Source organism: Lachnoanaerobaculum umeaense, from assembly GCF_003589745.1.
Taxonomy (GTDB): domain Bacteria; phylum Bacillota; class Clostridia; order Lachnospirales; family Lachnospiraceae; genus Lachnoanaerobaculum; species Lachnoanaerobaculum umeaense.
Map to the genome: position 1 here is coordinate 78370 of NZ_CP032364.1, position 17491 is coordinate 95860.

Here is a 17491-nt window from a genome sequence, read left to right on the forward strand (position 1 = left end):
CTAATCGATTGTTGGCTTATGTTTATATAAATAATAATGTTAGGAGATAGAAATGAGTATAAGTAAAAAGCTAAAGTTATTCTTATATGCTTTAATCTTTATGATGTTTATGTTGTTATCGTTTAGTCCTTTTAAGTCATGGGCTACGGGTGCGGGAGGATCTGCCAATACGAATATAACATATGTAGATCCGGCTACTACCGCTACTTTGACAGGTAAACAGGAATCGTTTTATTTAAGTGCAGGACTATCAGGAGCTGCAGGTACTTATATAGAGCCATATTCTATAATATACCTGGACAGAACCAAGTTTGTACAACCTAAGGTTCAGGATGTATCAGGTTCATCTACTATTAAGAATGTTTCTGTAACATGGGATGCAACACATTGGAAAATAAAAGTCACATATAATATGTTGACTGCAGGCCCTGCAATATCAAATCCTTTTAGAGTCGGACTTTTGCATGTATTTGCAAATGGTGAAAACTTTAATATAGATACTAAGTTATTCTCAAAAGATGATGTTTTGATAGCTTCATCTACAAATCAACTTACTGCCGCTACAAATGTAGCAGGTGTACCGGGAGCTGATGACGGAGTTATCAATGGCTGGGGTGGTTCAGGAGAAAGGCTTGTATCAGATGATGAGACTAATGCAAATCATACACTTATAAGTGCAGGTGTTACAGACGGAGTTAAGGCTCTCATATACAATGGTACAAAGAATGCTACAGATACAGAAGTAACAAGTAGTGCTTATGGTATAGACAGAAGAAATGTAAGAACAATAATAAACTTACCTGCAAGTGTGGTATGGGATCCAAGCCTTCCTAATAATGCAGGTTGGACATATAGTTCTGCGGATCATACTATTTCAATAGATGCACCAAGAAACAGAAGGCAGAATTTTTTTCAGGAATTTACTATTAAATTTAACGGAACACAGCCTGTTGCCGGAAATACATGGACAAGACTTGAATTTCCACAGACCAATTATCTTGTAAATGATGACGGAACTCCGGATCTGAGTACAGAGAGAAAATCAAAAGTATTTAAATCTTATAGATATGTTCAAAAGTTATTTGTTTATAAGTATATGGTATTCCCTACAAAGCCTGATGGAAATCCTTCATTAAGTGGTGATAACTATGTACATCTAAACGGAAACGGTGGAGTAAATAAATATCTTATAGATGTAGCACAGTACTGGGGAAATCTTACAGTTACAGGTTCAACAGTAAAATTCAAGTCTATAGCTGATCTACCTGTAGATCCTGTAATATTCAAAGGATACGGTCTTAGAGTTTGGGAAGACAGATTTGACGCGGCAAATCTTGCAAAGTTAAATCACAATAAACTTATAGGTGTAAATGATGACAGCAGTGAAGAAGTTATCGCTACAAATATAAATTACACTGCCGCTAATGACAGAAATTCTTTCTTTAAATGGGATACAGATCATAATATAACAGAAAAACATTATAAATCTATCAGACTTGAGTTTGATGATGAAATAACTATTTCAGGTTATGCAGAACAGGCTCTTGGATTGTTTGTAGAAACAAAACATACCCCTGCTCTTATCTCAAGAATAGAAACAAAACTTGCTGCAGGAAATAATGATATAACATATAATACAGCTAAAGTATATTCAAATACAGGAAGTGAGATAGGATCTCATATAGTAAGAAATTACTATGCACCTGATTATGCATATATAAAACTTGAAAAGCATTCTCAAAATGTAAACAATAATTCGTCAATGACAAATGTTCAACTCGGTGATGAAGTATACTACCATGTGGTTCCACGATACAATTCATATCTGGGAACTGAAAGAAATGTAGATAATGCAAAACTTATATTCCTTGTAGATCCCGAATTTGTATTTGATCATGCTGTTCATCACACATACCAGGCGGCTTACAGACTGACTTTAAATACAAATCCGGAAGTAATATATGATTACAAGGGCACAGGAAAGACTGCATATGTTTTCAAACTGGAAAACTTTGTATTGCCAAAAACAAATGACAGATATGATGGTTGGGACAGATTGCTTTTTTACTTTAAGCCTACAGCCTCACTTAGTGAAGGTGAGCATACTGTAGAATCAATCCTTAGCTGGGATAATGCTTCAAGTGATGCAAGAGGTATTGATCCAAATACAGTATACTCAAATGCACCGACAGATTTTCTTGATAAGTATGATGCTAATAATAATGGAAGTACCACAGATAGACTTTCATACCTGAGCTTTAAGTTTAACTTTATACCACCAAGAGCTGTTATTTTAAATAAAAAACAAAAGATAACTACAGAGACTGGGTATCAAAGTGCAATAAAGGCTGAAACTGATGATATTGTAGAATACAAAATAACTGCATGGAATAACTCCATAGATAATGCTACAGCACTAAATATAATGGATATATTCCCATATGCAAATGATAAGGCCATAGTAAAGGATGAGTCAGGAAACTATGTAGATAGAGGATCAAAGATGTATCCTATCTTGCAAGGTCCGGTGAATGCACCTGCAGGCTATACAGTTTACTATTCTACTGATGCTCCGTCAGGTACAATAGAGGCAAATGTTGCAGCTAACTGGGTGCAGGCAGGGGCTATCACAGACTGGTCAAGTGTTACTATGTTTAAGGCTGTGATGAATGCCGGATATGCACTTACTCCAGGTAATACGGATACATTTACATATAATGTAAAGATACCTGAGACTAAAACCCTAGAGGCAGGTGATACAGCCAACAACTCCGTGGCTTCATGGTATGGAAATAATCTTGATGGGGCTTCTGAATCTGTTATATCAAAAGTAGGAATAAATAAATACATCATAGCCGGTAAGGCATACTATGATGTAGATGAAAACGGTAGCTTTAATACCGGAGATATCGTAGCAGCAAACAGACCTGTAAGACTTGTAAAGGTAGATGGCGGTGTTGAGACTGTTATAGATACAATACTTACAGACAATGACGGAAACTATACATTTAAAGATAAGATAAGCACAGAGGGTGATTATAAGATATATATCGAGACCCTGCCCGGTGATATTATCAGACCTTTAAATGCAAGTACAGCTACTTTGATAGGAAATGACTTTACAAATACAGTAAGTCTTCCATCAAAGATGAAGGAAAATCAGGTACCTGTACCAAATGTAAACTGGGTGGAACTTGAAGTTCCTCTAACAAGAACAAATACAAGTAAAATAAAGAATCTGGGACTTAAGTCAGTATATACAGACCTTATAGTAAAGCATATAAAGAGAGAGGATAATACTGAACTTTCACCTACTACTACAGTAAGACAGCCAAACGGCACACCATATACAACAGCCCCGGTAACAGATAACTTCTATGAGGCAGAGACTCCACTTCCTACAAATGCAAATGGAGAGTATGGACTTACAGATACTACAGTAACTTACTACTATGTAAGAAAAACTGCAGGAGATGTGACAGTACATCACTATGAGGAGAACTCTACCACAGAGCTTGCAACCACAGTAGTACAGTCAGGAACTAATAAACTGGGACTTGCCTATACCACAACAGAAGAGACCATAGCTAATTATGACCTGGTAGCCCAACCGGCAAATAAGAATGGAACCTTCACAGTAGCTGCTCAGACAGTGGACTACTACTATAGAAGAAAGAATGCAGGAAATATAACAGTTAAGTACTTGGAAACAGGTACAAATGCCCAGTTACATGCAGACAAAGTACTTGACGGAACAAAGAAGCTTGGTCTCCCATATTCAGAGAGTGCCGAGACTATAACAAACTATGATCTGGATACTACAAATCTCCCGACAAATGATAACGGAGTATATACTACAGCACCGATAACCATCACTTATTACTATAAGAGAAAGGATGCAGGAAATGTAGTAGCAAAGTATCTGGAGCAGACAACAAATATAGCCCTTACAACAGATGAGACTCAAAACGGAGCAGGAAAGCTTGGACTTGCATATACAACAGTAGCAAAGAACATAACAAACTACGAGTTAACAGCAAATCCGGCAAATGCAAGTGGAACATTTACTACAACAGAGCAGACAGTAAACTATATATATAGAAGAAAGAATGCAGCCAATGTAGTAGTGAAGCATCTGGAGCAGGGAAGCAATGCAGTACTTTATCCGGATGAGGTATTAGATGGAACAGGAAAGCTGGGGCTTCCATATACAACAGCGGCAAGAACAGCAGCTCAGTTACCAAACTATGATCTGGTATCAGGAGCAAGCACAGTAAATGGAAACTTTATAGAGCAGGCAACCCCTGTAGAGATAGTATATGTATACAGAAGACAGGATGCAGGAAATGTAACAGCTACCTATGTAGATGATATAACCGGAGATGTGCTTCATAGTCCAGAGGTACAAAGCGGTGCTTCAAAACTTGGTTTACCATATGATACAGACCAAAAAACATTTGTAAACTATGATCTGATAGCAGTACCTACAAATAAGAACGGTACATTTACTACAGCTTCTGTATTAGTAGAGTATAAGTACAAGAGACAGGATGCCGGAGATGTAAGAGTAAAGCATCTAAATGCAATAACAGGAGCAAGCCTTGCCCCTGATGAAGTACTTAGCGGAGCAGGAAAGCTTGGACTCCCATATACAACAGCAGCAAAGACAGCGGCAGACTTGCCAAACTATGAACTGTTTGGAGGAATCCCTGCCAATGCAAATGGAGTATATCAGGCAGGAGGAGAAATAGTAGTAACCTATCGCTACCAAAGAGAGAATGCAGGAAATGTAATAGCAACCTATAAAGATGAGGCAGATGGAAGAGAGCTTCATCCGTCTGTAGGACAAAGTGGAGATGGAATGCTGGGACTCCCATATGATACAGAGGCAAAGAGCTTTGCAGACTATGACTTAATAGCAATGCCTGCAAATAAGTCAGGAACCTTCTCAAATACAAATGTCTTAGTAGAGTATGTATATAGAAGAAAAGATGCAGGAGATGTAACAGTAAATCATATAGAAGTAGGAACAGGAGATATACTGTATCCATCCACAATCTTGTCCGGAAGTAGAAAACTAGGCCTGCCATATATCACAAATAGTGAGATAATAAACTTCTATGACCTAATAAATGTACCGGCAAATGCAAATGGAATATTTAGTGTCACAGCCCAGACAGTAAACTATGAGTATGCAAGAAAGAATGCCGGAAATGTAATAGTACATCATATATCAAAGTATGATGGAAGTAATCTGGTATCAGATGAGATACTTGATGGAAGTAGAAAGCTTGGACTAGCCTATGCCACAGCTGAGGCAGATATTGAAAACTTTGAGATAGATACACTTCCAAGCAATGGAACAGGAGTATATACTACCTCAACTCAGGATGTAACTTATACATATAAGAGAAAGAATGGAGGAGAGGTAAAGGCATTATATGTAGATGAGGCAGGAGTAGAGCTTGCAAGTAGAGAGAACTTATCAGGAGTAGAGAACGCAGGATTGACATATACAACAACAGCTAAGGCAATAACCCACTATGAGTTGATTAGTATGCCGACAAATGCAAGTGGAGTATTTAGTGATAGACCACAAACAGTGACTTATGTATATAGAAGGAAGAATGGTGGAAACATCAAAGTATACTATATAGATGAGGACACAAGGGAAGAGCTGGTAACATCAAAGGTAATAGATGGCTCAGGAAAACTTGGCCTTAACTATACAACAGATGTAGAAGCAATAGAAAACCTGGAGTTAATTAGTATGCCGGCAAATGCAAGTGGAGTATTCACAGAAGATGAGCAGACAGTAATCTATGTATACAGAAGAAAGAATGCCGGAAATGTGATAGTACACCATGTAGATCCTGCAGGAATAAGCCTAATAGCGGATGATATACTGGATGGAAGCAGAAAACTGGGACTGCCATATAGTACAATAGAGGCAGAGATACAGGGATATCACTTCATAAGATTAGAAGGAAGAGCAGATGGAGTATTTACTGAGAATGAACAGGAAGTAACCTATGTATACTTAAGAAATCCGGGAGTAGTGATAATACCAAATCCATTGATACCTGCAACCCCAAGCAATATAGTAATGCCAGGAGATAGAAATACAGATATAACGATAAGGCCAAATGGAGCAACTCCATCTATAGCGACCAGATCCAATGGAAGTAGAGGAGGAAGTGGAAGTGGAAACTCCTCAAATACAAGTATAAAATCGGATAAGTTAGTACTTATAGATTCGGGAGTAAAGAACAAAACCCCTGAAGCTGTAGAAACAGAAAATCAAAATCCTGAGCCTACAACAAACAACAGTAAGGCAACAACAGTAGGAACCGGAACAAAGCGAGATAAGCTACCGGTGCCAAAGACAGAGGATAGAGATGAGACATATATGTATCTGTTAATGCTTACATTGTCATTGATGGCTTTTGTAAGAGTGAAGAATAAAAAAGAATAAATCTGAAAAAATAAGTCCCGGCGGAAAGGCGGGGCTTATTTATATTTTAATATTAAAACAAATCACTATGAGTTCCTGTTCGTGTCAGATATAAAATTAGCTCATCATCTAATATTTCATAAATCAAAAGCCAATCGGGAGTTATATGACATTCCCTACATCCTTTATAATTTCCACTCAAATAGTGGTCCTTATATTTTGCAGGAAGAGTCTCTCCATTTGCCAAAATATTAAGCACAATCGTTAAAAGTGAAATATCATAGCCTCTTTTTTGGGCTTTCTTTAGGTCTTTTTGAAATTTTGTAGATGGCCTTATTCTATACATCAAGTAAGTCCCTCATCATTTCGTCAACATTGCTATAAGTCTTGCCAATAGTAGGATCAGATTTCATTTTTTGAACTTCCTCAATGGCCGCAATTGTTTCTGCATTTGGTATGTCATAATTGATAACACTCTGCATATATCTGACTATATTCCCTTTTACATTTTCGCCATTTCTGGTAATTATACTTTTAAAGGCATTATAGACTTCTCTATCCATAGAAAATGAACAAGTTACTGTATTATTTTTATTCACAATCCACCTCCACAAACTACTTAGTAACTATACTTAGTAATCTAAGTATATAATTACAAAATGGAAATGTAAATAACCAAGTTTAAACAGTAATATTTAAGAACAGCAAGAGGTGTATTAAGCGATAGTAAATAAATAGTGATCTATGTATATAGAATATATCAACACAAATGTAAATCTAAGTAATATAATATTATTTGAAGATAGAAACGATACATCTTAGCCTGGCAAAAAATGTGACTACATAAATAAAAACCAGACCAAATGGAAGTAGAGGAGAAAGCCTCACAAATATAGGTTTAAAACTAGAGAAGTTAGTATGTATAGATTCAGGAGTAAAGAATAAAGATGATAGTGGTGATTTTATATTTAAGTTTGTGTAAAGAACTTAGATTGTAAGAAATATGAAATTGAAAAAATATAAATAGTCAGCAAAAAGAAAGGTAAATGTCATATATTTTTGCTAGCATTTAGTTTTACAAAATGATATTATATAAGAGTAATATTGTGCCATGTGGTCTATTGATGATAAAAATTTGGTTAATATCTAAGATAACCACTAGTGTATTTATATAAATAATATTGTTAGGAGATAGAAATGAGTGTAAGAAAAAGTAAAAAAGCAAGTGTATTTCTATGTACTTTATTTATGCTGCTTTTTATGTTGTCTGCCTTTAGCCCTTTTAAGGCTTGGGCAACCGGTGGAGGAACTTCCGCTACTACGAATATATCGTATGTGGAGGGAACTCAGACTACTTCTCTTCCAGGAAAGCCGGAATCGTATTATTTGAATGTAACCGTGTCAAGTGATACTTATACGGAACCTTATTCAATAATAACTTTAAAAAGAAGTGAGTTCAATCAGCCAAGAGTAACTGATGTCTCAGGCTCTCCTACTATAAAGAATGTGTCCGTGACATGGGATGCTACATATTGGAAGATAAAAGTAACATATAATGTACTTGCACCTGGACCGATGGTATCTAACCCTTTCAGAGCAACTATGATAAACGGTAAGTTTGCAAATGGTGAAACAGCTACTATAGAGACAAGACTTTTTACAAAGGATGATGTAGAGCTTGCAAATAACACAAAGCAAATTACTGCGGAAACCTACGTTATGGGTATAAACAGTCAGGACAATGGTACTATCAATGGATGGACTAGGGGTGGTTCAGACACAAGTGTGGCAGTATCAGATGATGAGACGGATGCAAGCCATACTCATATAAAGAACGGATTTACAGATACCTGGTATTCATATGCACAAAATGGTACAAAGCATGTACATGATACAGAGATAAATGGTAATAACTATGGTGTGGACAGAAGAAAGAAAAGAACTGTTTTGACCTTACCGTCAAGCATAGTATGGGATCCAAGTCTGCCTGATAATGCAAACTGGACCTATGACCCTGTGGCTCACACAATTACACAGGATGTAATTATGAATCCGGGTGCATTAAGCTATTTATTAAAGTTTACAGCAAAGCATAACGGTACACAGAGTGTAAATGGAACAAATAATACTACGGTTTATATACCACAGACCAACTATCTTATAAATGATGACGGTACTGTGGATATGAGTACAGAAAGAAAGTCAAAAGTTTATAAATATTACCGGTATGTACCTAAGCTTTATATGTATAAGAGAAATATATTACCTGAGGTAACAGAGAACGGTCAGACAAATGCAGTTGTTTTAGGTGACAGATATTTTCATTTAGGTGCTAACGGCGGTAAGGATAAATGGATAATCAATGTAGCACAGTATTGGGGTGCTACGCCTGTAACAGGTTCTACAACAAAGTTTAAGTCTATAAAAGATATACCAAGTGTAAATATAGACTTTACAGGTTATGGCATCAGAGTCTGGGAAGACAGATTTGATGCAGCAAATTTGGCAAAGTTAAATCACAATAAGCTTATAGGAATAAATGATGATGACAGCGAAGAGGTAATTGCTGCAAATATAAATTATACTCCTGTAACAAATACCAATGAATTTTTTGCCTGGAATACAGAGCATAGTATGACGGCTAAGCATTATAAAGCTATCAGACTTGACTTTGATGATGAGATAACCATATCAGGCTATGCTGAAAATGCTCTGGGACTCTTTGTGGAGTCTAAGCTTACAGCACCTGTTATTACAGCTATAGAAAATAGGTTGGCCATGGGTCAGTCTTACATTGTGTATAACAGAGCACAAGCTTTATCAAATACAGGATCTTTTATAAGAGACGCACTCATTAGAAGACATTATAAGAATGATATAGCACAGTTGAGATTAGACAAACATTCTCAAAACATTAATGGAAATCCGTCAGTTACAAATGCACAACTGGGAGATACCATACGTTATCATGTAGTACCTACATATTATTCATATCTTGGTACAGAGAGAACTGTACAAAACGGTAAACTTATATTCCTGGTAGATCCTGAGTTGGAGTTTGAAAGTGCATTGCACCATCCATATCAGGCTTCATATAGATTTACCCTAAATACCACACCACAGAGAGTGGATAATTATAAGGGTACAGGTAAGACTGCTTATGTATTTAGCCTTGATAACTTCACATTACCACAAACGGATAGTGATTTTTGGGGATTGGACAGATTGTATATAGACTTCAAACCGACCACCAGCCTTGAAGAAGGTGAGCATACTGTTGAGGCATTCCTTAGCTGGGATAACAACTCAGCAGATGCAACCGGGCGTGATCCTAACACAGTATATTCAAGTGCAACTGTGGATTTCCTTGATAAGTATGATGCTAATAATAACGGAAGTACCACAGATAGACTTTCATACCAGAGTTTTAAGTTTAACTTTATACCACCAAGGGCAGTTATCTTAACAAAGAGGCAAAAGCTTACTACAGAAACAAACTATAGTGCAGCTATCAATGCAGAGAGCGGAGATATAGTAGAGTACAAATTATCAGCTTGGAATAACTCCATAGATAATGCGAGACAGCTCAATGTAATGGATATATTCCCATATGAAAATGATAAGGAAATAGTAAAGGATGAGCATGGAAACTATATAGCCAGAGGCTCAAAGATGTATCCTATATTGCAAGGGCCTGTGACTGCTCCTGCCGGATATACAGTTTACTATTCTACTGATGCTCCGTCAGGTACAATAGAGGCAAATGTTGCAGCTAACTGGGTGCAGGCAGGAGCTATCACAGACTGGTCAAGTGTTACTATGTTTAAGGCTGTGATGAATAATTCTTATCAGTTGATTCCGGGAAGTACAGATGTATTCACTTATAGAGTGAAGATACCTGAGACCAAGGAGCTGGAAGCAGGTTCAAGTGCAAACAACTCAGTAGCATCATGGTATGGAAACAATCTAAACGGTGCTTCAGAGTCACTTATCTCAAAGGTTACTATAAATAAATACATCATAGCCGGTAAGGCATACTATGATGTAGATGAAAACGGTAGCTTCAATACAGGAGATATTGTAGCAGCAAACAGACCTGTAAGACTTGTAAAGGTAGATGGCGGTATTGAGACTGTTATAGATACAATACTTACAGACAATGACGGAAACTATACATTTAAAGATAAGATAAGTACAGAGGGTGATTATAAGATATATATCGAGACCCTGCCCGGTGATATTATCAGACCTTTAAATGCAAGTACAGCCACACTTATAGGAAATGACTTTACAAATACAGTAAGTCTTCCATCAAAGATGAAGGAAAATCAGGTACCTGTACCAAATGTAAACTGGGTAGAACTTGATGTTCCTCTAACAAGAACAAATACAAGTAAAATAAAGAATCTGGGACTTAAGTCAGTATATACAGACCTTATAGTAAAGCATATAAAGAGAGAGGATAATACTGAACTTTCACCTACTACTACAGTAAGACAGCCAAACGGCACACCATATACAACAGCCCCAGTAACAGATAACTTCTATGAGGCAGAGACTCCACTTCCTACAAATGCAAATGGAGAGTATGGACTTACAGATACTACAGTAACTTACTACTATGTAAGAAAAACTGCAGGAGATGTGACAGTACATCACTATGAGGAGAACTCTACCACAGAGCTTTCTACCACAGTGGTACAGTCAGGAACTAATAAACTGGGACTTGCCTATACCACAACAGAAGAGACCATAGCTAATTATGACCTGGTAGCCCAACCGGCAAATAAGAATGGAACCTTCACAGTAGCTGCTCAGACAGTGGACTACTACTATAGAAGAAAGAATGCAGGAAATATAACAGTTAGGTACTTGGAAACAGGTACAAATACTCAGTTACATGCAGACAAAGTACTTGACGGAACAAAGAAGCTTGGTCTTCCATACTCAGAGAGTGCCGAGACTATAACAAACTATGATCTAGATACAACAAATCTTCCGACAAATGATAACGGAGTATATACTACAGCACCAATAACCATCACTTATTACTATAAGAGAAAGGATGCAGGAAATGTAGTAGCAAAGTATCTGGAGCAGGGAACAAATATAGCCCTTACAACAGATGAGACTCAAAACGGAGCAGGAAAGCTTGGACTTGCATATACAACAGTAGCAAAGAATATAACAAACTACGAGTTAACGGCGAATCCGGCAAATGCAACCGGAACATTTACTACAACAGAGCAAACAGTAAACTATATATATAGAAGAAAGAATGCAGCCAATGTAGTAGTAAAGCACTTAGAGCAGGGAAGCAATGCAGTGCTTCATCCGGATGAGGTACTAGATGGAACAGGAAAGCTAGGGCTTCCATATACAACAGCGGCAAGAACAGCAGCTCAGTTACCAAACTATGATCTGGTATCAGGAGCAAGCACAGTAAATGGAAACTTTATAGAGCAGGCGACCCCTGTAGAGATAGTATATGTATACAGAAGACAGGATGCCGGAAATGTAACAGCTACCTATGTAGATGATATAACAGGAGATGTGCTACATGCCCCTGTAGTACAGTCAGGAACAAGCAAACTGGGATTACCATATGATACAGATCAAAAAACATTTGTAAACTATGATTTAATAGCAGTACCTTCAAATAAATCAGGCACATTTGTAACCGGAAATGTACTTGTAGAGTATAAGTACAAGAGACAGGATGCCGGAGATGTAAGAGTAAAGCATCTAAATGCAATCACAGGAGCAAGCCTTGCACCTGATGAAGTACTTAGCGGAGCAGGAAAGCTTGGACTGCCATATACAACAGCGGCAAAGACAGCGGCAGACTTGCCAAACTATGAACTGTTTGGAGGAATCCCTGCCAATGCAAATGGAGTATATCAGACAGGAGGAGAAATCGTAGTAACCTATCGCTATCAAAGAGAGAATGCAGGAAATGTAATAGCAACCTATAAAGATGAGGCGGATGGAAGAGAGCTTCATCCGGCTGTAGGACAAAGTGGAGATGGAATGCTAGGCCTCCCATATGATACAGAGGCAAAGAGCTTTGCAGACTATGACCTGATAGCAATGCCGGCAAATAAGTCGGGAACATTCTCAAATACAAATGTCTTAGTAGAGTATGTATATAGAAGAAAAGATGCAGGAGATGTAACAGTAAATCATATAGAAGTAGGAACAGGAGATACACTGCATCCATCAACAATCTTGGCTGGAAGTAGAAAACTAGGCCTGCCATATATCACAAATAGTGAGATGATAAACTTCTACGACCTAATAAATGTACCGGCTAATGCAAATGGAATATTTAGTGTCACAGCCCAGACAGTAAACTATGAGTATGCAAGAAAGAATGCCGGAAATGTAATAGTACATCATATATCAAAGTATGATGGAAGTAATCTGGTATCAGATGAGATACTTGATGGAAGTAGAAAGCTGGGACTAGCCTATGCCACAGCTGAGGCAGATATTGAAAACTTTGAGATAGATACACTGCCAAGCAATGCAACAGGAGTATATACTACCTCAACCCAGGATGTAACGTATACATATAAGAGAAAGAATGGAGGAGAGGTAAAGGCATTATATGTAGATGAAGCCGGAGTAGAGCTTGCAAGTAGAGAGAACTTCTCAGGAATAGAAAATGCAGGACTACCATACAGCACTGTAGCAAAGAATATAACTCATTATGAGTTAATCAGTATGCCGACAAATGCAAGTGGAGTATTTAGTGATACACCACAAACAGTGACTTATGTATATAGAAGGAAGAATGGTGGAAACATCAAAGTATACTATATAGATGAGGACACAAGGGAAGAGCTGGTAACATCAAAGGTAATAGATGGCTCAGGAAAACTTGGCCTTAACTATACAACAGATGTAGAAGCAATAGAAAACCTGGAGTTAATTAGTATGCCGGCAAATGCAAGTGGAGTATTCACAGAAGATGAGCAGACAGTAATCTATGTATACAGAAGAAAGAATGCCGGAAATGTGATAGTACACCATGTAGATCCTGCAGGAGTAAGCCTAAAGGTGGATGATATACTGGATGGAAGCAGAAAACTGGGACTGCCATATAGTACAGAAGAGGCAGAGATACAGGGATATCACTTCATAAGATTAGAAGGAAGAGCAGATGGAGTATTTACTGAGAATGAACAGGAAGTAACCTATGTATACTTAAGAAATCCGGGAGTAGTGATAATACCAAATCCATTGATACCTGCAACTCCAAGCAATATAGTAATGCCGGGAGATAGAAATACAGATATAACGATAAGGCCAAACAACGCAACCCCATCAATAGCAACCAGATCAAATGGAAGCAGAAGTGGAGGAGGAAGTGGAAACTCCTCAAATACAAGTATAAAATCGGATAAGTTAGTACTTATAGATCCGGGAGTAAAGAATGATAGTAAAAATAATAAAACAGAAAATGTAAATCCGCAGCCTATAAGTATAGACAGCAATCCTGTAGCTAAGGGAAACTTGGCAAGCAGAGATAAACTACCTGTACCAAAGACAGAGGATAGAGATGAAACATATATGTATTTATTGATTTTGACATTATCTCTAATGGCAGTACTAAGATTAAAAAATAAAGAAGAATAAACTTCTAAGCCTCACGATCGTTTGATCGTGGGGCTTTTAAATTTAGATGATGTTTACAGTTGTAAGAAAATAGTTAGATTTATTAGAGTGAAATGTAATTGACAATACAGATTTATTTTAGTAGAATTAAATACTGTGTAAGTAGGCGATGATATTTGCACATATAGTGAATAGGCGATGATGTTCACTAAAACTAAAATGTAAAGCAACCAATAAAAAAGGAGGAAAAAGGAATGCCAACATTTAACCAGTTAGTTAGAAAAGGCAGACAGACTTCAGTTAAAAAGTCTACAGCTCCTGCTCTTCAGAAGGGATTCAACTCACTTCACAAGAAGTCAACAGATATCTCTTCACCACAGAAAAGAGGAGTTTGTACAGCTGTTAAGACTGCAACGCCTAAGAAGCCTAACTCAGCGCTTCGTAAGATTGCCAGAGTTCGTCTTTCTAACGGAATCGAAGTAACAAGCTATATCCCGGGAGAGGGACATAACCTTCAGGAGCATAGCGTTGTGCTTATCCGTGGAGGTAGAGTAAAGGACTTGCCTGGTACAAGATACCATATTATTCGTGGTACTTTAGATACTGCAGGTGTCGCTAACAGAAAACAGGCCCGTTCAAAGTACGGTGCTAAGAGACCAAAAGATAAGAAATAAGAAAAAAGCTAGTCTTTAAAAAGAAAGCAAAGCTTTCAAATTAGATAGTGCCGATTTTTTGTTGGTTGCAAAAAATATAGGCACGAGGACGCAAAAAGCGAGTACCTGAGATCTAATTAAATATTAAGGAGGGAAGAAACGTGCCACGTAAAGGACATACACTAAAAAGAGATGTATTAGCAGATCCTTTATACAATAACAAGGTAGTTACAAAGCTTGTAAATACTATCATGTTAGACGGTAAAAAGGGTGTTGCACAGAAGATTGTGTACGGAGCATTTGATAAGGTTTCCGATAAGACAGGAAAGGATCCTGTAGAGGTTTTCGAGGAAGCTATGAACAACATCATGCCTGTACTTGAGGTAAAAGCGAGAAGAATCGGTGGAGCTACATATCAGGTTCCTATCGAGGTAAGACCTGAGAGAAGACAAGCTCTTGCTCTTAGATGGCTTACATTCTTTTCAAGAAAAAGAGGCGAGAAGACACAGATCGATCGTCTTGCAAATGAGATAATGGATGCAGCAAACAACACAGGTGCTGCAGTGAAGAGAAAAGAAGATATGCATAAGATGGCAGAGGCTAATAAGGCATTTGCTCATTATAGATTCTAATAGGAGGAAACCAATTGGCTGGAAGAGAATATCCTTTAGAGAGAACCAGAAATATTGGTATCATGGCTCATATAGATGCCGGTAAAACCACACTTACTGAGCGTATCCTATATTATACTGGTGTAAATTATAAGATTGGTGATACCCATGAGGGTACTGCTACAATGGACTGGATGGAGCAGGAAGCAGAGAGAGGTATTACAATTACTTCAGCTGCTACAACTTGCCACTGGACATTACAGGAATTTAACAAAGTAAAGCCGGGTGAGAAGGAGAATCGTATTAACATTATCGATACTCCGGGACACGTTGACTTTACAGTAGAGGTAGAGAGATCACTTCGTGTACTTGACGGTGCTGTAGGTGTATTCTCTGCAAAAGAAGGTGTAGAGCCTCAGTCTGAAAATGTTTGGAGACAGGCAGATACATACAATGTACCAAGAATGGCATTCATAAATAAGATGGATGTTATGGGAGCTGATTTCTTTGGAGCAGTAGAGCAGATCCACACAAGACTTGGTAAGAACACAATCATGCTTCAGATTCCTATCGGAAAAGAAGATGGTTTCAAGGGAATCGTAGACCTTTTCGAAATGAAGGCTTACATTTACAATGACGACAAGGGTGATGACATATCTATCATCGATGTACCTGAAGAGGTAAAAGATGAAGCTGAGTTATACCGTGGGGAACTTGTTGAAAAGATTTGTGAGCTTGATGACGAACTTACTATGATGTACCTTGAGGGTGAAGAGCCTTCAGTAGAACAGCTTAAGGCGGCACTCAGAAAGGGAACTTGTGAGAACAAGGCAATCCCTGTATGTTGCGGTACAGCTTATCGTAACAAAGGTATTCAGAAGCTTATTGATGCTATAGTTGAATTCATGCCTGCACCGACAGACATCCCTGCAATTAAGGGTGTTGACCTTGACGGCAATGAAATTGAGAGACATTCATCAGATGATGAGCCTTTCTCAGCTTTGGCATTTAAGATTATGACAGATCCTTTCGTAGGAAAGTTGGCATATTTCAGAGTTTACTCAGGAACACTTAACGGTGGTTCATATGTACTCAATGCTACAAAGGGTAAGAAGGAGAGAGTCGGTCGTATCCTTCAGATGCATGCAAACAAGAGAACGGAAATTGACAAGGTTTATTCAGGAGATATCGCAGCTGCTGTAGGATTTAAGCTTACAACAACAGGTGATACAATCTGTGACGAACAGCATCCTGTAATACTCGAGTCAATGGAATTCCCTGAGCCGGTTATCGATATCGCTATCGAGCCTAAGACAAAGGCAGGTCAGGCAAAGATGATTGATGCACTTGCTAAGCTGGCTGAGGAAGATCCTACATTCAGAGTTAAGACAGATACTGAAACAGGACAGACCATTATATCAGGTATGGGTGAGCTTCACCTTGAAATTATCGTAGACAGACTTCTTAGAGAGTTTAATGTAGAAGCAAATGTAGGTGCACCACAGGTTGCTTATAAGGAAACATTTACTAAGTCAGTTGACGTTGATTCCAAGTATGCAAGACAGTCAGGTGGACGTGGTCAGTACGGTCACTGTAAAGTTAAGTTTGAACCGATGGATCCAAATGGAGAAGAGACATTCAAGTTCGAATCAACTGTTGTCGGTGGTGCTATTCCTAAGGAATATATACCTGCAGTCGGCGAAGGTATCGAGGAGGCTACAAAGTCAGGTATCCTTGGAGGATTCCCTGTGCTCGGTGTACATGCAAATGTATATGATGGTTCATACCATGAAGTCGATTCATCAGAAATGGCATTCCATATAGCAGGTTCTATGGCATTCAAGGATGCTATGAGTAAGGCAGGTGCTGTACTTCTTGAGCCTATCATGAAGGTAGAAGTAACAATGCCTGAGGAGTATATGGGTGATGTTATCGGTGATATTAACTCAAGAAGAGGTCGTATAGAGGGTATGGAGGATATCCCAAGTGGTAAGCAGGTAAATGCATATGTTCCACTTTCAGAGATGTTCGGTTACTCAACAGACCTTCGTTCAAGAACTCAGGGTCGTGGAAACTACTCTATGTTCTTTGATAAATATGAGCAGGTTCCAAAGTCTGTTCAAGAAAAAGTTCTTAATGATAAGAAATAATAA

The 17491-nt window shown here is 38.0% G+C and carries 7 protein-coding genes; 5 read left to right on the top strand and 2 right to left on the bottom strand.

Annotated features, from left to right (window positions below; all coding sequences use genetic code 11):
* Positions 1 to 52 precede the first annotated feature (52 nt).
* Positions 53 to 6475 carry a MucBP domain-containing protein gene (locus D4A81_RS00365; protein WP_119808210.1) on the top strand — a complete coding sequence of 2141 codons (6423 nt, stop codon included), beginning with the start codon at positions 53 to 55 and terminating at the stop codon, positions 6473 to 6475.
* Between the two features lie 52 nt (positions 6476 to 6527).
* On the opposite strand, the gene D4A81_RS00370 is transcribed toward D4A81_RS00365, so the two are convergent.
* On the bottom strand, positions 6528 to 6800 hold the full coding sequence (locus D4A81_RS00370) for a type II toxin-antitoxin system YafQ family toxin (protein ID WP_111526110.1): 273 nt from the start codon (positions 6798 to 6800) through the stop codon (positions 6528 to 6530).
* On the bottom strand, positions 6793 to 7053 hold the full coding sequence (locus D4A81_RS00375; RefSeq protein WP_111526109.1) for a hypothetical protein: 261 nt from the start codon (positions 7051 to 7053) through the stop codon (positions 6793 to 6795). Before D4A81_RS00375 ends, D4A81_RS00370 begins: the two co-directional genes overlap by 8 nt.
* 598 nt (positions 7054 to 7651) lie before the next feature.
* On the opposite strand from D4A81_RS00375, the gene D4A81_RS00380 reads away from it, so the two are divergent.
* From D4A81_RS00380 to fusA, 4 genes are all read left to right on the top strand, one after another.
* Positions 7652 to 14095: a MucBP domain-containing protein gene (locus D4A81_RS00380; RefSeq protein WP_119808212.1), complete on the top strand. Its 6444-nt coding sequence runs from the start codon at positions 7652 to 7654 to the stop codon at positions 14093 to 14095.
* Positions 14096 to 14328: 233 nt separating this feature from the next.
* Complete coding sequence (rpsL, locus tag D4A81_RS00385) at positions 14329 to 14748, top strand: 30S ribosomal protein S12 (RefSeq protein ID WP_007594901.1); 420 nt, start codon at positions 14329 to 14331, stop codon at positions 14746 to 14748.
* A 140-nt stretch (positions 14749 to 14888) separates the two neighbouring features.
* Entirely contained in the window at positions 14889 to 15359 is a 471-nt protein-coding gene (gene rpsG / locus D4A81_RS00390; RefSeq protein WP_007594900.1) for a 30S ribosomal protein S7, read from the top strand.
* A gap of 14 nt (positions 15360 to 15373) precedes the next feature.
* Positions 15374 to 17488, top strand: a complete 2115-nt coding sequence (fusA, locus tag D4A81_RS00395) for an elongation factor G (RefSeq protein WP_111526076.1) — start codon at positions 15374 to 15376, stop codon at positions 17486 to 17488.
* Positions 17489 to 17491 lie beyond the last annotated feature (3 nt).

What these genes read in the sequence shown, in the direction of transcription:
- D4A81_RS00365 (WP_119808210.1), top strand. Translation starts at nt 53, where the DNA reads ATGAGTATAAGTAAAAAGCTAAAGTTATTCTTATATGCTTTAATCTTT.
- D4A81_RS00370 (WP_111526110.1), bottom strand. Translation starts at nt 6,800, where the DNA reads ATGTATAGAATAAGGCCATCTACAAAATTTCAAAAAGACCTAAAGAAA.
- D4A81_RS00380 (WP_119808212.1), top strand. Translation starts at nt 7,652, where the DNA reads ATGAGTGTAAGAAAAAGTAAAAAAGCAAGTGTATTTCTATGTACTTTA.
- rpsL (WP_007594901.1), top strand. Translation starts at nt 14,329, where the DNA reads ATGCCAACATTTAACCAGTTAGTTAGAAAAGGCAGACAGACTTCAGTT.